Annotated in this window: 19 protein-coding genes, 1 tRNA gene and 1 pseudogene; 10 read left to right on the plus strand and 11 right to left on the minus strand. The window is 36.7% G+C overall.

The features are described 5' to 3' along the window. The first annotated feature begins 115 nt into the window (after positions 1-115). Positions 116-922: a crotonase/enoyl-CoA hydratase family protein gene (locus A6E06_RS00150; protein WP_065593636.1), complete on the plus strand. Its 807-nt coding sequence runs from the start codon at positions 116-118 to the stop codon at positions 920-922. Positions 923-962: 40 nt separating this feature from the next. On the opposite strand, the gene A6E06_RS00155 is transcribed toward A6E06_RS00150, so the two are convergent. After that, positions 963-2,831 (minus strand): MFS transporter, encoded by a 1,869-nt coding sequence (locus tag A6E06_RS00155; protein WP_065593635.1) that lies wholly within the window; start codon positions 2,829-2,831, stop codon positions 963-965. Positions 2,832-2,854: 23 nt separating this feature from the next. Continuing rightward, complete coding sequence (locus A6E06_RS00160; RefSeq protein WP_065593634.1) at positions 2,855-3,454, minus strand: TetR/AcrR family transcriptional regulator; 600 nt, start codon at positions 3,452-3,454, stop codon at positions 2,855-2,857. Between the two features lie 225 nt (positions 3,455-3,679). On the opposite strand from A6E06_RS00160, the gene A6E06_RS00165 reads away from it, so the two are divergent. After that, positions 3,680-4,573 (plus strand): Tim44 domain-containing protein, encoded by an 894-nt coding sequence (locus A6E06_RS00165; RefSeq protein ID WP_065593633.1) that lies wholly within the window; start codon positions 3,680-3,682, stop codon positions 4,571-4,573. Between the two features lie 148 nt (positions 4,574-4,721). Further along, on the plus strand, positions 4,722-4,952 hold the full coding sequence (locus A6E06_RS00170) for a TIGR02647 family protein (RefSeq protein WP_065593632.1): 231 nt from the start codon (positions 4,722-4,724) through the stop codon (positions 4,950-4,952). A 19-nt stretch (positions 4,953-4,971) separates the two neighbouring features. Here A6E06_RS00170 and A6E06_RS00175 read toward each other — a convergent pair whose 3' ends face one another. Next, positions 4,972-5,223 (minus strand): YkgJ family cysteine cluster protein, encoded by a 252-nt coding sequence (locus tag A6E06_RS00175; RefSeq protein ID WP_045102448.1) that lies wholly within the window; start codon positions 5,221-5,223, stop codon positions 4,972-4,974. A 323-nt stretch (positions 5,224-5,546) separates the two neighbouring features. On the opposite strand from A6E06_RS00175, the gene A6E06_RS00180 reads away from it, so the two are divergent. Further along, the gene (locus tag A6E06_RS00180; RefSeq protein ID WP_065593631.1) at positions 5,547-5,987 is read left to right on the plus strand and encodes a YcgN family cysteine cluster protein; all 441 of its coding nucleotides are present in this window, start codon (positions 5,547-5,549) and stop codon (positions 5,985-5,987) included. A gap of 115 nt (positions 5,988-6,102) precedes the next feature. Here the strand turns inward: A6E06_RS00180 and A6E06_RS00185 are convergent, their stop codons facing one another. Continuing rightward, the gene (locus tag A6E06_RS00185; RefSeq protein WP_065593630.1) at positions 6,103-7,122 is read right to left on the minus strand and encodes a tyrosine-type recombinase/integrase; all 1,020 of its coding nucleotides are present in this window, start codon (positions 7,120-7,122) and stop codon (positions 6,103-6,105) included. 207 nt (positions 7,123-7,329) lie between these two features. Here A6E06_RS00185 and A6E06_RS00190 point away from each other — a divergent pair, with 207 nt between their 5' ends. Then, a complete protein-coding gene (locus A6E06_RS00190) occupies positions 7,330-9,189 on the plus strand; it encodes a class I SAM-dependent DNA methyltransferase (RefSeq protein WP_065593629.1) in 1,860 nt (619 codons plus the stop codon). Beyond that, positions 9,186-10,130: a restriction endonuclease subunit S gene (locus A6E06_RS00195; RefSeq protein ID WP_065593628.1), complete on the plus strand. Its 945-nt coding sequence runs from the start codon at positions 9,186-9,188 to the stop codon at positions 10,128-10,130. Before A6E06_RS00190 ends, A6E06_RS00195 begins: the two co-directional genes overlap by 4 nt. Before the next feature lie 32 nt (positions 10,131-10,162). On the opposite strand, the gene A6E06_RS00200 is transcribed toward A6E06_RS00195, so the two are convergent. The 3 genes and pseudogenes from A6E06_RS00200 to A6E06_RS00210 all read right to left on the minus strand — a co-directional run. Continuing rightward, a complete protein-coding gene (locus A6E06_RS00200; RefSeq protein WP_065593627.1) occupies positions 10,163-10,528 on the minus strand; it encodes a PH domain-containing protein in 366 nt (121 codons plus the stop codon). A 77-nt stretch (positions 10,529-10,605) separates the two neighbouring features. Next, positions 10,606-11,382 carry a hypothetical protein gene (locus A6E06_RS00205; protein ID WP_065593626.1) on the minus strand — a complete coding sequence of 259 codons (777 nt, stop codon included), beginning with the start codon at positions 11,380-11,382 and terminating at the stop codon, positions 10,606-10,608. Between the two features lie 19 nt (positions 11,383-11,401). Next, positions 11,402-11,602 (minus strand): annotated as a pseudogene (locus A6E06_RS00210) (transcriptional regulator); the annotation flags it as partial. 187 nt (positions 11,603-11,789) lie between these two features. Between A6E06_RS00210 and A6E06_RS00215 the strand changes: the two are divergent. Together A6E06_RS00215 and A6E06_RS00220 are read left to right on the plus strand one after the other, a co-directional pair. Continuing rightward, a complete protein-coding gene (locus A6E06_RS00215; RefSeq protein ID WP_065593624.1) occupies positions 11,790-12,089 on the plus strand; it encodes a hypothetical protein in 300 nt (99 codons plus the stop codon). A 280-nt stretch (positions 12,090-12,369) separates the two neighbouring features. Further along, entirely contained in the window at positions 12,370-13,209 is an 840-nt protein-coding gene (locus tag A6E06_RS00220) for a 2OG-Fe(II) oxygenase family protein (protein WP_065593623.1), read from the plus strand. A gap of 72 nt (positions 13,210-13,281) precedes the next feature. Here A6E06_RS00220 and A6E06_RS00225 read toward each other — a convergent pair whose 3' ends face one another. Both A6E06_RS00225 and A6E06_RS00230 read right to left on the minus strand, forming a co-directional pair. Beyond that, on the minus strand, positions 13,282-14,157 hold the full coding sequence (locus tag A6E06_RS00225; protein ID WP_065593622.1) for a mechanosensitive ion channel family protein: 876 nt from the start codon (positions 14,155-14,157) through the stop codon (positions 13,282-13,284). Position 14,158: 1 nt separating this feature from the next. Continuing rightward, complete coding sequence (locus tag A6E06_RS00230) at positions 14,159-16,513, minus strand: ATP-binding protein (RefSeq protein WP_065593621.1); 2,355 nt, start codon at positions 16,511-16,513, stop codon at positions 14,159-14,161. 313 nt (positions 16,514-16,826) lie between these two features. Between A6E06_RS00230 and A6E06_RS00235 the strand changes: the two genes are divergently transcribed. Both A6E06_RS00235 and mtnN read left to right on the plus strand, forming a co-directional pair. Beyond that, a complete protein-coding gene (locus A6E06_RS00235) occupies positions 16,827-17,318 on the plus strand; it encodes a GNAT family N-acetyltransferase (RefSeq protein WP_065593620.1) in 492 nt (163 codons plus the stop codon). Positions 17,319-17,407: 89 nt separating this feature from the next. Further along, entirely contained in the window at positions 17,408-18,223 is an 816-nt protein-coding gene (mtnN, locus tag A6E06_RS00240) for a 5'-methylthioadenosine/S-adenosylhomocysteine nucleosidase (protein WP_065593619.1), read from the plus strand. A 47-nt stretch (positions 18,224-18,270) separates the two neighbouring features. On the opposite strand, the gene A6E06_RS00245 is transcribed toward mtnN, so the two are convergent. Both A6E06_RS00245 and A6E06_RS00250 read right to left on the minus strand, forming a co-directional pair. Then, positions 18,271-18,361: transfer RNA gene (locus tag A6E06_RS00245), tRNA-Ser, on the minus strand. A gap of 122 nt (positions 18,362-18,483) precedes the next feature. Next, positions 18,484-19,191 (minus strand): carbonic anhydrase, encoded by a 708-nt coding sequence (locus A6E06_RS00250; protein ID WP_065593618.1) that lies wholly within the window; start codon positions 19,189-19,191, stop codon positions 18,484-18,486. Between the last annotated feature and the right edge of the window lie 779 nt (positions 19,192-19,970).

A 19,970-nucleotide genomic window follows, 5' to 3' on the forward strand; every position in this document is an offset into this window, starting at 1 on the left:
ATTTTTAATTAAAAGCAGTAATTACGGTTACTGCTTTTTTTTTGCTTTTTAATTCATATAGCCCGTTTTTTTTAACTATACTGCTTACAAGGATAGCTAGAGTTAAAGGATTACTATGAATTACCACCACATTAAAATCGAACAAAAAGACACTATAATGATTGTTCGTTTACATCGACCTGAAAAATTAAATGCAATAAATTACCCTATGTTTGATGAGCTGATCCACATTAGCCATCGTATAAAAAACGATCGAACCATTAGGGCGGTTATTCTAACGGGAAGTGGTGATAATTTTAGTTCAGGGCTTGATTTTAATTCCATAGTGAAACAAAAATCTCATGCAATTAAGCTGCTTTTTAAATTTTGGCCTGGTAATGCGAATAAAGCACAACAAGTGAGTGCTAATTGGCGCACGCTTTCGGTTCCTGTTATTGCTGCTATTGAAGGGTACTGTTGGGGAGCAGGATTACAAATTGTGCTTGGCGCTGATTTTCGTATTGCATCACCTAGCGCGAACTTATCCATTATGGAGTCGAAAATGGGCTTAACCTCAGATATGGCGGGTTCGCTAACGCTTAGAGAAATTATGCCGAAAGACAAGGCAATGAAAATTAGTATGTGTGCGAGCCAATTAGACGCATCAACAGCGTTAGACTATGGATTAATTACAGAGATACAGGCTCAGCCATTAGAGGCCGCTATTCAGTTAGCTCAACAAATATCCCACACTTCGCCAGATGCCATTGCAGCCACTAAACACATTTATAATCGTTATTGGAATGCACCAAAATGGAAACTATTAGCTTACGAAAGTTACAGTCAAATCCGTATTCTAGTTGGTAAGAATTTTATACAGGCTCAATATGCGTTAAAGAAAAAAACGCTACCGATGTTTAAAAATAGGCAACGTTTTTGGTAGATTCATTTTATTGGGCGGTATATTTGAGTCGATCTGATCATTATTTTTTTTCACCGCGTAATTGAGCTACTTTTTCTCGCATTAGTTTTGATGTCGCTTCTTGTGGTAGTACGGGCTCTCCTGCGACCACCTCGATCTTTGACCAGCAGCGACGTGGTCGTTTTAATATTGCTTTCCCACCATGTCGACTAAACAAACTCCCCCATAAACCACGCAGTGCCATTGGGAATACTGGAACTGACGAACGTTTCAAAATGATATCTATTCCACGCAAGAATGGACCCATCTCACCGTCTGAAGTTAATACGCCTTCTGGGAAAATTAATACAATTTCACCATTAGCTAAGGCTTCTTCAACATCAAAAAAAGCACGTCGGATAGAGCTGCTTTTAGTGGCAGTAATCGGGATGACTTTGGTTATGCGGAAAAAATATTTTACTAAGGGCAATTCAGCGTATTCTTCTTCCATGACAAATCGAATAGGACGAGGGCAAGCACCACTGAGGATAAATGCATCCATATAAGTGATGTGGTTACAGACTAATAAAGCGCCGCCTTCTTCAGGTAAGTTCTGCAACCCTTGGTGTTTCACTCGATATAAAGAATGTGTTAATGCCCATAATAAAAAACGAATGACAAAAACAGGCACTTTACAAAACAAGAAGAGAGCGACAACAGCATTTAACCCAGCGAGCAAGATAAAAAATTGTGGAATCGAAAGGTTTAAAATAGACAAACACACAATACCAAGAATTGCGCTAGCAACCATGAATAACGCATTATAGATATTATTAGCAGCAATGATTTGTGAGCGATGTTTCGGTTCCGGACGTTTTTGAATCAACGTGTATAAGGGAACAATGAACAAGCCGCCAGATACCCCTAAAAAGAATAAATTAATAAAAACAGGTAATAAATCAGGGTGTAATAGAATGGTGGCGAAGCCAGTAACATCAACCGGTGATGCTGGTGTATATAACGCAAGGTTTAAGCCGAAGATAGTAATGCCTAAGCAGCCTAAAGGAATAATCCCAAGCTCGACTCTGTGTTTTGATAATACATCGCATCCAAGTGATCCTATTGCAATACCAATCGAAAACAAAGCCAATAAGACGGTTACCGTAATGGCGTTATCATTGAGATGTAAATGTGTAAAGTTAGGGAATTGAGTTAGGTAGCTTGCACCAAGAAACCAAAACCAGCTGATCCCCATAATAGAAAGAAAAACGGCAGGGTCTTTTTTGGCGATACGGAAGGTTTGCTTTGTTTGTTTAATCGGTTGCCATTTAAAACGTAAATCGGGTGCAACGGCTTCTGCGTAAGGGATCGAGCGACTAGCTATATAACCTAATACGGCAAATACAACGACGGTGCCTGCTGCAATGTATTCTGAGTGTTCTTGTGAGGTAATAAACCCAGCGGCAATAGTACCGAATAAAATAGCGAGAAAAGTCCCCGTTTCAACTAAAGCATTACCAGAAACGAGTTCTTCATCTTTTAATTGTTGAGGTAAAAGGGCGTATTTAACAGGGCCAAAAAAAGCCGATTGTGTTCCCATTAAAAATAATAGAATCAGTAATAAAGTGTAATCTTTAAGAATAAAAGCGAGTGCACCAAACAACATAATTATGATTTCAGCGATCTTTACTTTTCTAATGAATGCCGATTTTTCATATTTATCAGCAAGGATCCCAGCTGGCGCAGAAAAAAGAAAGAAGGGGAGAATAAAGAGACCAGCAGCAAGGTTAATAAATAAATTAGAAGAAATGGGTAAACTATCTACACTTGCAAAAGCAACAAATAAGAGCAACGTATTCTTATAGATATTGTCGTTAAATGCACCTAAAGATTGGGTCAAGAAGTAAGGTAAAAATCGACGTTGAGTTAAGAGCTTGGCTTGCTTCGCCATGAAAAATCCCTTTAATTACAAAGCTAATGTTGCTTCCATTGGTTGATATAGTTCAATAGTAGATTATCAATCAGCAGATGACCATCAATAGGTGTCGATGAAAACAGTAAATCGTCTAAACTTAATAGCGTAATTCCGTGAACACTGGCCCAAATAACACGGCTACTCTGTTCTATTTCACTTTGGGCCTTAGTTGGATTAATGGCTTGAATGATCTCTTCAAGCACCTTCATTATTTGGCTAATACGGTTTTCTTGCCAATCAGGTAAGGCTTCACCATTCATGTTATGTTGAAACACTAAGCGCCAGCGATTGGGGTGTTGCTGGGCAAAGTCATAATAACAATAGGCAATGGCTTTTAATGCTTCTTCAGGCCTTGCATTATTTTCCAATCCTTGATCAACCTGCAACATAATTTCATCTAAAGTTTGAGCAATAGCACGCAGTAGCAATAAGTTATAGCTACCAAAAATATTAACTAACGTACTCGGTACGTAACCAATGCTTTTTGCTAGTTTTCTTAAGCTAAGTTCGTGGTGACTATGATCACCAAGAAATACCTTTACATTCTCTAAGGCCATGTGGCGTATTTCATGATGGGTATGGTCGTTTCTGCGAGCCATGTAAACCTAATTTAGATAATTGTGAACAATGTTCTTAATTTTAAATATATCTGTGCATTCTTCAAGTAAGAGTTTTATCAATTAGGGCGCAAAGCACAATGTTGAGAATAAAATAGAGGTTTTTTTAACACTCTGAAACATACTCATGTATTTTAATGCTCCCAATATGAAGCGAGGCAGGCTATTATCAGGTCAAATTATTTTAATATAGTAAAGGAACAGACAATGAAACGTCTTTTATCTATTGCTGCCCTAATGTTTGTTTTTGTTCTTTCTGCACCTCATGCAGAAGCAAAGAAATTTGGTGGTGGTAAATCATTTGGCAAGAGCTTTAAAACAGCGCCTGCGCCAAAACAAAAACAACAAAATACAAATACGATTGGCAAACAAGATACAGCTAAAGGCGCATCAAGCAAAAAAGGCTTAATGGGCGGATTACTTGGTGGTCTTCTTGTTGGTGGTCTTTTAGCATCAGTTTTTGGTGGCGGCGGCTTTGAAGGTATTCAGTTCATGGATATCATCATCATGGCAGGTGTTGCATTTGTTCTGTTCAAACTTTTCCGTATGTTTATGGCATCGAAAGCGGGCAGTATCAATCAGAGGCAAGGGACCGCATATGCTGGTCCGCAAACTTCTAATAACGAGCAACCAAGTTTCCGTGATAACCAGCAGTACTTCCAAGGTGAGCAAGCACAAACACAACCTACAGGTGGTTTTGGTGCTCCAGCTGCTGATGAGGTTCCGCACAATTACCCACCAGGTTTTGATCTGCAAGGCTTCATCAATGGTTCTCGCGAGCATTACCGTATTTTACAGGGTGCATGGAACCATAACCAACTTGAAACGATTCAAGAATACGTATCAATCAGTCTATACAATGACTTGGTTCAAGAACGTGCAAATCTTGAAGGAGATCAGCACACAGATGTAATGTTTGTTGATGCAGAAGTTGTTCGTGCTGATCATAATGCAAGCAGCGCACAATTAAGCCTACAGTTCTCTGGTCGCTACCGTGACTCAGTGGAAGGTGCTGAAGAAGAAATTACAGACATCTGGCATTTAGAACGTGACCTTACACAGCCTAATGCACCATGGTTGATTATTGGTATTCAAGCTTAATTGTTTAAATACTTAATAAGTTGATTAAAAAATATCCTCATAGAGAGTAATCCTATGGGGATTTTTTATAGGTGTGATCTAGCTCTGTTTTAATCTGCTAAAGACAGTCTATGCTGAATCCAGTTAACAAAATAAGAGAGATAAAATTATGCCATTTAATAAAGATGTTATCGAAGAAATGAACCTTCTCAAGCAATTTCCACTAGAAAGCACTCAAGCGGGTTTAAAAGTTCATTCAGACGCAGCACCCGAAGCAATCGAAGCAATGAAGCGTCTTTTCAGTAAAGGATTGGTTTCACAAGAAGACGGTGGTTATTTAACAAGCCACGGTGCTGAGATTTCAGAGCAAGTACAAAACGTAGTTCGCGTATTATCGTAATATCCATCTAATGTAAATATTATAACGTCATTGACTCTAGCTCAGTGATGGTTTGAATTGCTTGTTCTGGTGTTGACCCACATACATCAGGACAGGCTTTAAATTGATGACACACCTTTGGGCGTTCAGCCTTACCAAATAGCTTACACAGATTCTCATCGTTCAATTGAACACAGCGTACACCTGCAGGTTTTCCATCAGGCATTCCCGGAATAAATGAAGTAATACTTGGGGCTATGCAGCACGCACCGCAATATAATCTACATTCCATACATCATCTCATTGCATCAATTAAAGGATGCGCAAAATAGCACTCTTCCCCTTTCAGGTCAAAACTATACCAACCTAGATAAATATTTAATCATTCTTGCTTGTTAAAATCGATTATAGCTGTGTTATAAATTTTATAATTAGGCCCACTAGTTACTGCAATTTATGCCTTGCTCTAATCGATTTTTCCTACGCAATTATTTGCTCAACTACTTATCCAGATTGGTATCACTCAGGATTATCTCTTTACTGAACAGTAAACCACTTGCACTTTTATCTCAAGATGGGTATAAAACCGCCTCTTCCCATAACGAGTGTAAAGCAATGACTGAGCAATTTTGGCAACAAAAAAAATTAGAAGAAATGACAGAGCAAGAGTGGGAATCTCTTTGTGACGGCTGTGGGAAGTGCTGTTTACACAAATTAATGGATGAAGATACCGATGAAGTTTACTACACCAACGTCGCGTGTAGTTGGTTGAACAGTAAAACGTGTTCATGTAAAGATTATCCTAAACGTTTTACTTCTGGTGAAAACTGTTTAAAACTGAGCCGTGAAAACATCGCCGAATTTAACTGGTTACCAGTAACTTGTGCATACCGTTTATTGGCAGAAGGCAAAGATATCCCGGTATGGCACCCATTGATCACCGGCTCTAAATCAGCAATGCACGCTGCTGGCGAAAGCGTAAGAAACAAGGTTGTTTACGCGATTGATGTGAAGAACTGGGAAGACCATATTACAAACCACCCTCATAGAAACTAAGTAAATCAAGGCTTTTCAGAGGGTTATGTTTTCCTGTTCAATCAATAACCCTCTATATATATCTATATTATGAATGTCTGCCGCCATTTTGTCGCCACTAAAAATGGCGACATTTTTATAGGTGGAATAGGGGATTCTTAGTTACAGCATCTTCTAAATGCTCTGGTGAAAAGTGAGCATAACGCATTGTTTGCTTAATATCAGAGTGACCTAAAATACGTTGTAAGACGATAATGTTGCCACCATTCATAATAAAGTGACTGGCAAATGTGTGTCGTAATACGTGAAAAGATTGATTATTCAAATGCGGCATATTGTTCACAATGAAACGATAAGCAGTCGAATAGCCAATACTGAACAATGGCCCTGAACCTTCCTTGTAAATCTCATCATAAAGCGCTTCACTAATCGGTACTGTGCGGTTTTTCTTTCCCTTCGTCTTTGTATACGTAATTTTGTATTTATTCAGCTGAGAGCCTTTTAGGTTAGCTATTTCTAAAAATCGTCCACCAGTAGCAAGGCTAACTTTTACTACCTTTAAAATATCTTGGTGTTGATGTTGAGCTGCTGCACTAAGTAGTGTTTTGATCTCATCAATAGTAAGAAACTGCATTTCTTCTTCATGCAGCTTAAATTGACGAACAGAGCTTAATGGATTTGGGGCTTTCCATTCATCCATGCGAATAAGCTCGGCTATTACTGCATTCAGTAAATCTTGCTCAATGTTGCAGGTACGAAAAGAAACAGCCACTTTACGATTATTCAAATCTGCGATGTCACCAGCTAAACGAGTAGTTCTATATTCTGTGAACATATTTGCTGTGAATTTTGTATAAAGTGGATCACCCATACCAAGAACAATTACCTGAAGTTTTCGATAGGTGTATTTTGCGTGAGCAAGTGAAATACCATGGCGGTTGTGCCATAGAGTGACCATATCCAATAAACTGCGTTGCTCTACTTTTTCACCAAGCCATGGTTTATCTTCAACTTCTTGCATTGTGTATTTTTCAAAAGCAAGCGCTTCACCTTTAGTGGCGAAGCGCTTACGAATGCGTTTTCCTTTACGGCCTTGTGGGTAACACTCACAAAGCCAAGGAAGTTTATTACCATCTTTTAAGTTTCTTACTGACATAAAAAACCTCGCTCAATACTGTTTTAATATACAGTATCAGGGGTACAGTTAAGATTAATGTTTTATATTATAAGCAGAGTACATAGTGCAATGTTCGATTGGATAGCATGTTCGTAAGTGTTTGAAATCTTTATTTGTTGAAAGTGTAATGATAAGATAAAGGAGGATAGTGGACTAAAATAAATTATAATATTAAGGTTAATTTTAATGTCAGAGAAAAAAACAGAAAATTTGGTTAGGGATAGGCTAAGAGACTTAGGTTATTATTCTATTGATAATGGTATATCAATAGAGGAACAAAAATCTGAAATCGTAAAGGTTAAAAAACTACTTTCAACAGCGAGTAAAAATAAAAAAGGGAATAAAGGTTATCCTGAATTTATTATATCTAATCAGTTGGATACAAAGTTTATTATTATATTTGAATGTAAAGCTGATACGAAAAAACATCAAAGTAGTGATTTAAATAAAACAGTTGATTATACCGTTGATGGTATTCTTCATTATGCAAAACATCTTTCGAAAGATTATACGGTTTTAGCTGTAGCTGTTAGCGGCACTGTAGAGTCGTCAATGAAAGTATCTAATTTTATTTTTTCTGGACGAGATGATACATACACTGAGTTATTGAATGAACATGGTCATCCGGTAGAAAACATTTTGTCTTTTAATGATTATTATCGCTTATCATCTTTTGATCCTCAGGTTGCGAAGAAAAGGCATGAAGATTTAATTTCATTTTCGAAAGATTTACATGAGTTTATATGGACTAAAGCGAAAGTATCTGAAGAGGATAAACCTCTTTTAGTTAGTGGTACGTTAATTGCTCTGATGAATAATGTTTTTCAAAAAACATACAAAGCTCTGGGTGCGGAAGATGTACAAGAGGCGTGGATAACGGCTATCAAGAAGGAATTAGATAAGGCTGAAATTCCAGAAGGAAAGAAAGATACTATGATTCAGCCTTACACAACAATTGCTGTACACCCTAATTTAGGAAAGCCAGATAGTCGTACAGCTGTAGGATATCCTGATGGTGTATTTAAAGAAATTATTGACTTAATAAATGATAATGTTTGGCCTTTTATCAGTATTTACCATGATTTTGATGTTGTTGGCCAATTTTATGGTGAATTTCTAAAATACACTGGTGGTGATAAAAAAGCTTTAGGTATTGTTCTTACACCAAAGCATGTGGCTGAATTATTTTCTTTAATATCTAATGTTAATAAATCAGATACTGTTGTGGATATTTGTGCGGGCACTGGTGGATTTCTAATTTCAGCGATGCAGAAAATGTTAAAAACAGCTGTATCTGAATCTGAAATTATTGATATTAAAAAGAATAAACTAATAGGAATTGAAAATTCACCCAAAATGTTTTCACTTGCTGCAAGTAATATGATCCTGAGAGGGGATGGAAAAGCCAATTTACATCAAGGTAGTTGTTTTGATGATGGAATTGTAAATGCAGTTAAGTTGCAAAAACCTACAGTTGGTTTACTTAATCCCCCTTATGCACAGGCAAAAAGTGATGCAGGATTACATGAATTAAAATTTATGGGGCATATGTTAGATATGTTGGCTATTGGAGGAACTGGTATTGCAATTATTCCAATTAGCTGTGTTATATCCCCTCATATTGAAAAACATAATTTATTGAAAAAGCATACATTAAAAGCAGTGATGTCAATGCCGGATGATTTATTTTATCCTGTAGGAACTGTTACTTGTATTGTTGTATTTGAAGCTCATAAACCACATGCAGAAAGTAATAAAAAAACTTGGTTTGGTTATTGGAAAGATGATGGTTTTATTAAGACAAAGCAATTTGGTCGAAGTGATGAACTTGAGCAATGGGATAATATCAGAGATCAGTGGGTTGAATCATATAGGAATAATGAAGTTTTAGCGGGCCAATCAATAACTAAATATGTAGGGGCCGATGATGAATGGATTGCAGAAGCGTATTTAGAGACTGATTATTCAATGATAACTCAAAATGATTTTGAGGACATTGTGAAAAATTACGCAGTATTTAAAATGTTAAATAGGTTTAAATCATGATTGAAGTTCAAGATATTTTTGAAGTTAAGTATGGCGTTAACCTTGAACTCAACAAGCTGACTTTAAATAGCCAAGGAATCAACTTCGTATCTAGAACAGCTAAAAATAATGGAGTTTCGGCTAAAGTTGATTTAATTGATGGGGTTACACCGATTCCTGCTGGTGTATTGACTGTTGCTGGAGGTGGTTCTGTTTTAGAAACATTTCTTCAACCTGAACCATTTTATTCTGGTCGAGATTTATATTATTTACAACCGAAGGTTGAGCTAAGTGATGCTCAAAAGCTTTATTACTGTGCTTGTATTAAGGCTAATAAATTTAAATATAGTTATGGAAGGCAAGCCAATAGGACTCTTAAATATATCTTAATTCCGAAAGTTGAAGATATTCCTCACTGGATAAAGTTTGCAAATTTGAAGCAATTTAATGATGCAGATGAGGCTAAAATAAAAAGTAGTGTTCAACTGCCGTCGTTAGATGAATGGAAAGAATTTAAATATTCAGAATTGTTTTCAATAGAAAGAGGTAGAGGGCCTAGGAAAAAAGATTTAGATGGCTCAGGTTCTACACCATTTATAACATCAATTGATTCTAATAATGGTTTAACTAATTATACCCAGATGAAGCCTATCCATTATGGAAATGTTATTACAGTTAATCGTAATGGAAGTGTAGCAGAAGCTTATTATCAAGAAATTGATTTTTGTTCAACTGAAGATGTGCATGTATTTAATCCAAAGTTTAAATTAAATAAATATATTGCAATGTTTTTAATTACATTGATAAAAAAAGAAAAATATCGATATAACTATGGTCGAAAGTGGGGTATCGGAAGGATGAATAATACGTCAATTTATTTACCTGTAGATACTGCAGGAGTTCCTAATTGGGGTTTGATTGAGGGTTTTATAAAATCACAGTCATTTAGCTCTAAAATTTAAATAAAAGGCCACCTTATTAAAGGTGGTTTTTTTTATAAATCTGAACTCAGTAATGTAGCAATTTTCTTAACATCAGTACCTTTCAAAAATTGGTACTCTAACTCGCCTAGACCTGAAGCCCAAATTTTAAACTCTGCATCTAAGTCAAATGTTCCTGCAGTTTCAACTGCAAATGCAGTTATTTTACTGTATGGCAGGCAAAAGAATTCAGCTTTTTTTCCACGTAAACCTTGGATGTCGATGCTAATTAATCTCTTATTTGTAAGAATTAGCATGTCACGTATGGTTTTATACTCAAGTTGAACTGTCTCATTATCTTGAATTAAGAAACCATAACGTTCCTCATTTTTACCAACAGTTTCTTCTACCAACCCAACAATTTTTATACCTTTAAACATGTGGAGTCTCCTAGCTATTTATTATTATTATGCTCTTACTGAGCTATTGTAAGTGAATTGTTATTATCTTTATTGTGCTAAAGTTTTTCTATACTTAAGTTGATGACCCAAACAGCAAACAATATTAAATTGAAAAGTAGTGGAAGTGTAAGGTCAAATAATTTACGGTTAGTTAGCAAATCTCTAACGTAATGGTTGATTTTAAGCCAACGCAGTTCATGACGATAAGTTGCTGTATTTATTTTAGTTGTTCTATAACAAGGCTCAGAGTAATTATTAGTTTTTGCATTTAACCCCCAGTTACTCCTTAATATTTCTGAATACAATACTGTTGTTTCTATTTGGTAACTTGGGTTTTCTGTACATTCGATACTTTTAAATTTAAAGTCTGTAGTAAATTGAAATTTAAATGAGCAACTTAAATCTCGTATATCTTCATCATATTCGTAAATATTAATATCTATAGAATTACCTTTAACTTCGCTTTCATTTATACCAAGGATAGTTTTTACATCGTAAAAGTCATCATTAATATATATAGACTTCCGTACAAAACTTTCACCAATTTGACCTACTCTTAGAGAGCTTGCTAGTGCATAAAACCAATATTCTCGAAATTGTAAGGCATTTTCAAGTACATATCTGTACATGGAATACCAAACTAAGCCCCAATATAAATACACTAAGTTTTGAGGATTCAAAAAATTAATAGTTGGGAACCAAGGTATTGCAATTTTAGCTTCAGTGAGTTCTACACCAATAATCGTATGACCTAACCCGATACAGAATAATGTCATTAATCCTTTGGCTGAATTAGTAAATGTTGGGTCTGTAATCTTATCTATTGGGTTCATAATTTAACCAGCTAAACCATCATTTCTTCTTCATTTCCATAGCCACTCGGCCTACAACTATCACATCTTCTTCTGAGACTTCAATCGTTGAGTTACCAAAGGCAATAGCCAATTTTTTACCTGGTAAACGCTGCAGGTTGTTTATTGATAAACGTCCATCAACATCTAGAAGGTAACCACCTGAAACAGGATCTGTTGATTCTTTATTGATGTAATACAACCCCATACCATCTTAGTGCTTGATATCTATCTTCAAACTTACTTGTAGAATATCATTTCTATTCAATCAATAGGTAATGCTTATTGTGTTTTTTGCCGTTAAGTCCGAACTTTATCTTTAATGTGAAAAACATCAATAAATACGCTATGATCTGTTCGAGTTCCACATCATAAAAATGAAGTAAACTATGACCAATAAACCAAAAACACAAAAGCCTGATCGTAAAACCGCGATGCTAAATATTATCGAATTAGTGAAAGCGGATTTTCCATTTGATGCGCCTGAAGCTCAGATATGCGGTGATACGTGCGTTGGTTGTCCACGTAAGTTGATTGAATTGGTGGAGGGTGAATTACTGTATTGGGAGTCTTACGTTCAACGTGGCGAAACGCCCAATTTTTCAGAGATAGCAAGCTTTGCCAAGCTGTGTAAAAATGTTCGCCGTGGTTTAGTTAGAAATGGAATATTAGAGCCACTACCAAGGTAGTTTCGTCCCATCAAAATTTAAATATTGCCCGCTATTGTTAATCGATAGATGGGCAATCATTTCCGTTAACCCTTTCTTTTTTTAATCATTACTTAAGCTTTTTACGACTGAATTTTCCTTGGTGTTGTCATACGGAATACTTGTGTTTCTTGCTGTGAACAAATTGTTATCTGTTTTTAGACATTAACGCTTGAGGCTCTCTGTGCATCTTAATACAATTTACTTGCTCATTATAAGAAACATATTATAAAACCAGTCAGCCAACGATAAGATAATAATTATGAAATTAGAAGCAATTGATTACACTGCTGAGAATGCAGCAGAGCTGTTTGTTAAATCACTGCGTGAAACAGGGTTTGGCGTATTAAAAAATCACCCAATTCAACAAGAGCTTGTACAAAGCATTTATGACAATTGGTATGAATTCTTTAACAGCGAAGAAAAAGAGAACTTCCAGTTTAATGTAGAAATGCAAGATGGATTTTTCCCTTCGTCGGTATCAGAAGTTGCAAAAGGGCACACTAAAAAAGATATTAAAGAGTACTACCATTTTTACCCAACAGGTCAATGTCCTGCTCAATTGAAAGCGCAAATACAAGAGTACTACGATAACGCGAATGTACTTGCTGCTGAACTATTGTCTTGGGTTGAAGCGCATTCACCAGAAGACGTATCGGCATTGTACTCTCAATCACTGTCTAGCATGGTAGAGCAAAGTGATAAGACATTACTTCGTATTCTTCATTACCCACCATTAGAAGGTGATGAGGAGCTTGGTGCTATCCGTGCTGGTGCACATGAAGACATTAACTTATTAACCGTGCTCCCAGCAGCGAATGAGCCGGGTTTGCAAGTTAAGACTAAAGAAGGTGATTGGTTAGATGTGCCTTGTGATTTTGGAAACTTAATCATTAACATTGGAGACATGCTACAAGAAGCATCTGCTGGTTATTACCCATCAACAACGCATCGAGTGATTAACCCTGAAGGCTCGGATAAAACGAAATCTCGTATCTCATTGCCTTTGTTTTTACATCCAAAACCAGAAGTTGTGTTATCTGAGCGTCACACAGCAAACAGCTATCTAATGGAACGTTTGCGTGAGTTAGGGGTGATTTAGTCATTCTTTTATAGGAAGCAAATAGGTAGAGACAGGTTCTCTACCTATTTTTTTGAGTAAGACAAAGGCGTATTATTTACTTTGAATTGAAATCGTTGGTGGATATATCGATTCTTTTCTAAATTCTTGCATTACTCGTAAGGTAATATCTGTTTCAAATAACTTCTCAAGTTTAATATCAACAACATACGCTTTACAGATTAATTGAATCGATAAATAATTATCTGTAATCGTTTGTTTTACTAATACCACTACCGGTTTAGGTAAATGGATATAGCGACTTGAAGATGCGGCTTCTTGAATGATATCTCGCGCTTTATTGATGTCTTGATCCATGCCGATATAGAAAGGGATCACGACCTGCATATCAAGCCCACCATAGTTACCACTTACAACGACTTCATTTAGAAATTTATTGTTCGGTATAGTAATAATATCATCATTAAGAGTTTGCATTCGGACAGATCGTAAACCAATGGTGATGATATCGCCATAATGCCCTTCAAATGTGACTCGGTCTCCGACTTGGAATGGTCGGTCGATCATGACGGTTAACCCTGCGATAAAAGAGGCGGTAAGATCTTTTAATGCAAAACCGACGGAAACTGCAATCGTACCGCCAATCAATGCAAGCACACGTTCATCAACTCGAAAGCTGAGCATGAATATGGCAACAGCCGTTGACATGTAAATGAAAAATTGAAAGAAGGATTGTAGCTTTTGCATCAACATTCGGCGTTGTGCAAACTGACTACTTACGCCATCGACAATAGATTGAATAAATCGTAAGAAAAGCCATGCGCCTAAAATAATAAAAAAGGAGAAAACAACACCACTCCAACGGATTAGGCTAGTAAATTGTTGTAAGTTATCGATAGATTGAGGATCTTCTGCAAATGCAGAGCTCCCTGAAAACAGAGATAAACAAAGTATTAATAAACGGATCATATTATTTTACCAATAAATGTTGACGGTGAAGAGCGTTAGTAATATGACGATACCAATGGTCTGATATACGTGCTTTTTCATCATTCCACTCAATATAACCACGACTTTGGAAGTAGCGTAATGTACTGATTACTTCAGCAATGCTGAGTCGACTGCAATCACAAAGATCGACAGGTGAAGCAACTTCAAGCTGTACGATCGAGCGTAATACAGCAAGCATAGGCTTTGGCATCGTTTCTAGATCATCAGATTGAGGAGCCTTAAATAAACGAACTAATACCGTATCAGTTTCTTTATCTTTGTATAAAGAAAGTCTAAAGAAGCGTAAGGCAACAGTAGGGTTACCATCAGAATAGTCCCACAAAATACGATAGAATCCATTTTTAGCGCGTTCTTCATCAGTTAAGGTATCTTCATCCCACTGTCTTGGCAGGATCAATCCATCAAATGAAATTGAGCTATTACCATTATTTTCAATGATACGAGAATCCAAGAGGTGACCAATTTGTTTTTCATTCCACTTAGGCATAAAAGTAACAAGATCGAATAGTAGTCGTTCCCCACGGGCACGATCTATAAAACGCCAACTTGATTTATCAATAGACAATACGACACGATGGCTTTTTCTCGCACGTCTAAGTAAATTTGTTAGTTTCATTAAATCGACTAATCCATTCACTTTTGGTTTGACTAAGCGTTGCGTATTATCAAAAGCAATCAGGTAGCATTCATTACTGTTTCTTAGATGTTGTAGGATATCTCTCTCTGTTGCATCTTCCTCTAATCCTAATAATATTGAAAACTCAGGCAATAGCGCACTGTAGCCACCATAAGGGCAGTTGATATAGAGTGGGATTACGTTTTTTGCTTTGCTTAAAATACGGTTTAACACGGTTGTTGTACCAATACCTCGCTCGCCAGAGAGTACACATACCGCTGGACTGTCTGTGAGTAAGTAGCGAGATAATGACGTAATTTCTTCTTCCGCATATTCTTCAAGTAATTCAGATTGTTCTGAGCCAGGAGCAATATAATCAAATGCATTATCTCCCTTTATGCGGACTAGGTTTGATTGTTCACGTAAGACCTCTGTTTGTTTCGCTACTTCTATTCTAAAGAGATAAGCGAGTACATGACTAAAGGCCGCGTATTGAGAAAGCATCGAAATTACTTGATGCTGAATGGTTCTACCAAGCAGCCATACAGAACCGCACGCGGTAGCAGCAATAGACATTAAGAAGGTGTTTTTATTTCTAATTGCCCATTGAACGGATAATGGATGAGTTTCTAACTGTTCTATACGAATAAAAATGGTGTGATTCCATCGTTTGAGCGTAATGACGGTCAATAAGACAAAAAATAGATAAACAACAGAGTTAATCCAAGCATAAATAGTCCCTTGGCCTAAAGTTCTTGATGAAATCTGTAAAATTACGCCCGCAACAATGATCCCCCAAATGTATCGACGAATGGTTGAAAGTCTTAGAGCGATGGTTTCTTTTTTATTATGCTTGCTGTTTCTATAAGTAAATTCCAAAATGAAACTGACCGCAATAGAGCCACCGAGTATCCACCAGGTAAATATTTCTAGAAAAATTAAATGCTGCAAGCTTGGTAATGTTGAAATAATACGTAATGTTGCAGTAATTAATAATAAATAGGCGATGGCTTTATGTGCGCGGGTGCAGTACCAAATAGTACGGATTAATAGACTAGGGCTCGAAGTACTCTTTAGTTTTGATGTTTTAAAATCATGGATCAGTCGGTCACTGTTTCGCATCCACCAATTAAATACAAAGAAGATACCTAATACCTTGAGTATGACACTGATCACGGGCACTGGTGATATGGCGAGGTCATTGAGTAATTTTTCAAAGCTGCGAATTTGATAATAGAGATAATATCTAATATTAAGTTTAGTGATTGTTAATTCAGAATAAAATTGAGTAACGCCTCGAGGTCCAAATCCTGTTAATTGGTCTCGATTTCTTGTTTCTGTTAGATGCAGAAGTGACTCTTTACTCGTATTTAAAGAGGTTAATGAACGATGATTTTTTTCAACATTAGCCCATTCGTTATTTGTCGTATTATCTTGATAATTTGATAAAGAATCTTCTAATGCTTGAGCTTGCTTCTTTTGTTCCAGCAAAGTAAGAGACAATAGTCTTTTGACTTGCCTATAATCTTGATGTGAAAAGAAATGCTGCTCTGGGAGCTGCGTTATATCTGTTGCAATATCTTGAGCTGATTTAGAGATAGAAACTGAATCATAAGTATTCGCTCCCCATTCAGCCAATAAAGAGGGTGAGTAGAATAGAGCCAACATAAAAAGAAAACGATTAACGATATTATTCATAGGTAACAGTAAGGTCTCAATAAATAAAATGTAAAATGAGTATTTGTAAGTGAAAATTCTTTGATTGATTAGAAATGTGATATTGATAGCAATTTATAGTTTTTTTCTAGAAAAAAATCAATTTGGAAGTAAATGTCGTAAATATGTGCCTTTTAACAGAAATAACTTGCACACTTTAGTCAATCTATTGGTATTAAAAATATTTGGCTATGTGATCAAGATTTGTATTAAGTGCTCACTCTGTAATATCTACAATATTTTGTTGAATTTGTTTTTCTATAATGAATGAGAAGATATAAATGGAGATTAAGGTATGGAGTATCGAATTGTTGGTATTACTAGCGAGCACGATAACGATATTTGCTACATCATAAACAATGTAGGAGTTGAGTTTGGTGCTGCTGGTGAAAGGTTTGCTCCCGGAGATGATGAAGTATTAGATATGAGCCGTCATTATAATCCACAAAAAAGAAGCAAATACCTTATTTTGTTACTCAATGACAGGGTTGTTGGCGGGTGTGGCTTAGCTCCGTTTAACGGTAGTGAGACGGTGTGTGAGCTACGTAAACTATTTCTATTACCTGAAGCTCGAGGCAGGGGGTTTGGAAAGACGATTGCTCAGAAAGTATTAAAGAATGCCAAAGAATTTGGTTATACCCAATGTTATTTAGATACGTTATCTAGTATGAAATCGGCAATTCACTTGTATGAAGACCTTGGATTTAAGCGTTTATCTAAACCCATTGACAATACAATACACAATGGTTGCGATGTGTGGATGCTAAAAAACTTTTCTGAGGAGTAATATAGGAAGGCAATCGTTTGCTTTTTTTGTTCGTTCCTGTATTATCCGCCAAAATTTTTAATCATAAAAATGTTAATTAGGATATATACATGTCATACCTTCGCTATTTACTTACTAGTTTATCTGTATTGCTATCATTTTCTGTATCAGCGACACCAAAACCTATTGTTTTACAGGGCGCAATGGATATTGAAGTAAATTACATGATAGAGCAGTTAAACAATAAACAAGAAGTTACCTTTGGTTCGTGGACTTTCTGGACTGGTACTATTGATAACTACCCTGTGATTGTATCTAGAACAGAAGTCGGGATCGCAAATGCGTCGGCATCAACTACACTGGCGATTGAAAAGTTCTCTCCGAGTATGATCATTAACCAAGGTACTTCGGGTGGTCATGATCCTGAACTTTATCGTGGTGATATTGTATTGGCGACTAAAAGTTTCAATATGGGGGCTAATCGCTCTGAGTTTTCAACTGTGGATGCCGGAATTCAGCCAGAGAAATGGAAAAACTTCACAGTAACTATGCGTTTAAGAGAAGATAATAAATTAATAGAACATGATGCATTTTATTCAACGCCTGAGCTTGTTAATTTTGCGTATGAAAACGTGAAGCATCCAGCGAAAGGAAAAGTAGTAAAAGGCGTGATTGGTACTGCGGATGAGTGGAATAGAGAGGTTGCTAGAATTAACTGGCTGCACAAAACCTATCAAACTGCGGCAGAAGAAATGGAAAGTTCATCAGCAGCTCTAGTGGCTGAAGCATACAAAGTACCATTCATTGGGATTAGAATCTTGTCGAACACGGATTTGCATAATCAAGATTTTGATCCTGAGACTGCGGTAACTAACCAAAAGTACGTTATTGATTTTGTGAAGCAGTGGATTGCAGTACAGGAATAATAAGCAGATACAAAAAAGCCCCAGCATTTCTGCTAGGGCTTTGAATGTGGTGGAGGGATAGGGATTTGAACCCTAGAACCGCTATTAACGGTTGCCGGTTTTCAAGACCGGTGCTTTCGACCACTCAGCCATCCCTCCGATGCGGTGAATAATAGGCGTAACCCTTCTTCTTGTAAAGCACTCTTTTAAAAATAAAAACTGTTCGCTTTAAATTTACCCATATCGATGTAATTTAAAGCGAAATGTGGCTTCTTCTATTTTTATTGCAGTACAGGTCGAGCATTAATCGCTTGTATTGGGCGGTTATTACCATCATATAAAGCTTTAAATTGGGTTAACTGTTGTGATGAAATCGTCATTGGATTCTTCATTACAAACCAAGTTACTCCCTCATTGCATGGTGGCGTCGTTAATGAACCATTAAAACGATAATAAGCTTGATCGGATGGAAGTAAATTCACAAGGTTTAATTTGTTTGTTAGAACTACCTCACCAGATTTTGGCATTTCTTGCCATACTTTAGCTAATTCCGTATTTGCTTTTCCTTCTGTAAACATTACTCCAACAACGGCGAGATTTCCGTTTTTGTCAGAATGAACCAAATGCATCTCTAGTGGAAAAGAATGACCAGCAATGAGGTTTTCACTTGGGGCATGGAAATGTAACTGAAGAAGGTTAAATGTTTTCTCTTCTATTTGTACTGATTGCTTGCCATCAAAATTGACTTGCACTGTATGCCCATTGTTTACGATGCTTTGTCCCGCTTGGTTATAATTAAAGGCAATTGGTTTTAATGTGCTTTCAATTGCATCTGTAATATCGATTGGGGATTGGTTAACACCTGATTGACATGTTCCATGCCAGTGAGCGGGAGCCGTTTCACCAGAGTAACTCCATTCGGAAGCGGCAACAAGGCAGCTAGCAGATAGAGCAGTTAAAGCCGTTAACGTTGTCATTATTTTTTTCATGGAACTTGGGTCCTTATTATTTTATTAATGAAGAGACAGGCTAGTACAGATGATCATGAGATTAAAACGCTTTGAATTAAATTTAGACAGCTACTTCCATTTATATGAAACGGTTTGAAATTTTGTTTTATTTCTAAGGCACTATTGATAGGAATAGGGAATTTATCGAGTTGATTCAGAGACTAATTAGACTCTACCTGAATTTTGAAAAGGGATAGAGGGGTAGGGTTTGAATTCTAGAGTTATTATCTTAATGAAATTTATTGGGATCTCATATTCGACAGATACAAAAAAGCCTCGTCATTTCTGACAAGGCTTCGTGATGTTGGTGGAGCGGACGGGACTTTCTATCTCACCTTGAGAGCAATACGTCCCCCGGCGTGTCAGGCTGCTAAGCTCTTCAATAGAAAGTCTAACCAACTGAACTACCGATCCAATTTTTAAAACCCAGATTCTATCTGAATTTTGAAATGTGGTGGAGGGATTGAATACTAGAGTTATTATGTATGAAATTTAGGGGGATCTCATATTCGACAGATACAAAAAAGCCTCGTCATTTCTGACAAGGCTTCGTGATGTTGGTGGAGCGGACGGGACTTTCTATCTCACCTTGAGAGCAACACGTCCCCCGGCGTGTCAGGCCGCTAAGCTCTTCAATAGAAAGTCTAACCAACTGAACTACCGATCCAATTTTTAAAACCCAGATTCTATCTGAATTTTGAAATGTGGTGGAGGGGTTGAATACTAGAGTTATTATGTATGAAATTTAGGGGGATCTC

Source organism: Aliivibrio sp. 1S175, from assembly GCF_001690985.1.
Taxonomy (GTDB): domain Bacteria; phylum Pseudomonadota; class Gammaproteobacteria; order Enterobacterales; family Vibrionaceae; genus Aliivibrio.

Bases quoted from the DNA above. Each gene is read 5' to 3' on its own strand.
- A6E06_RS00195 (WP_065593628.1), top strand. From the start codon at position 9,186: ATGATTGAAGTTCAAGATATTTTTGAAGTTAAGTATGGCGTTAACCTT.
- A6E06_RS00205 (WP_065593626.1), bottom strand. From the start codon at position 11,382: ATGAACCCAATAGATAAGATTACAGACCCAACATTTACTAATTCAGCC.
- A6E06_RS00170 (WP_065593632.1), top strand. From the start codon at position 4,722: ATGCCATTTAATAAAGATGTTATCGAAGAAATGAACCTTCTCAAGCAA.
- A6E06_RS00250 (WP_065593618.1), bottom strand. From the start codon at position 19,191: ATGAAAAAAATAATGACAACGTTAACGGCTTTAACTGCTCTATCTGCT.
- A6E06_RS00180 (WP_065593631.1), top strand. From the start codon at position 5,547: ATGACTGAGCAATTTTGGCAACAAAAAAAATTAGAAGAAATGACAGAG.
- A6E06_RS00165 (WP_065593633.1), top strand. From the start codon at position 3,680: ATGAAACGTCTTTTATCTATTGCTGCCCTAATGTTTGTTTTTGTTCTT.
- A6E06_RS00190 (WP_065593629.1), top strand. From the start codon at position 7,330: ATGTCAGAGAAAAAAACAGAAAATTTGGTTAGGGATAGGCTAAGAGAC.
- A6E06_RS00200 (WP_065593627.1), bottom strand. From the start codon at position 10,528: ATGTTTAAAGGTATAAAAATTGTTGGGTTGGTAGAAGAAACTGTTGGT.
- A6E06_RS00155 (WP_065593635.1), bottom strand. From the start codon at position 2,831: ATGGCGAAGCAAGCCAAGCTCTTAACTCAACGTCGATTTTTACCTTAC.
- A6E06_RS00220 (WP_065593623.1), top strand. From the start codon at position 12,370: ATGAAATTAGAAGCAATTGATTACACTGCTGAGAATGCAGCAGAGCTG.
- A6E06_RS00185 (WP_065593630.1), bottom strand. From the start codon at position 7,122: ATGTCAGTAAGAAACTTAAAAGATGGTAATAAACTTCCTTGGCTTTGT.
- A6E06_RS00235 (WP_065593620.1), top strand. From the start codon at position 16,827: ATGGAGTATCGAATTGTTGGTATTACTAGCGAGCACGATAACGATATT.
- A6E06_RS00150 (WP_065593636.1), top strand. From the start codon at position 116: ATGAATTACCACCACATTAAAATCGAACAAAAAGACACTATAATGATT.
- mtnN (WP_065593619.1), top strand. From the start codon at position 17,408: ATGTCATACCTTCGCTATTTACTTACTAGTTTATCTGTATTGCTATCA.
- A6E06_RS00160 (WP_065593634.1), bottom strand. From the start codon at position 3,454: ATGGCTCGCAGAAACGACCATACCCATCATGAAATACGCCACATGGCC.
- A6E06_RS00225 (WP_065593622.1), bottom strand. From the start codon at position 14,157: ATGATCCGTTTATTAATACTTTGTTTATCTCTGTTTTCAGGGAGCTCT.
- A6E06_RS00175 (WP_045102448.1), bottom strand. From the start codon at position 5,223: ATGGAATGTAGATTATATTGCGGTGCGTGCTGCATAGCCCCAAGTATT.
- A6E06_RS00230 (WP_065593621.1), bottom strand. From the start codon at position 16,513: ATGAATAATATCGTTAATCGTTTTCTTTTTATGTTGGCTCTATTCTAC.
- A6E06_RS00215 (WP_065593624.1), top strand. From the start codon at position 11,790: ATGACCAATAAACCAAAAACACAAAAGCCTGATCGTAAAACCGCGATG.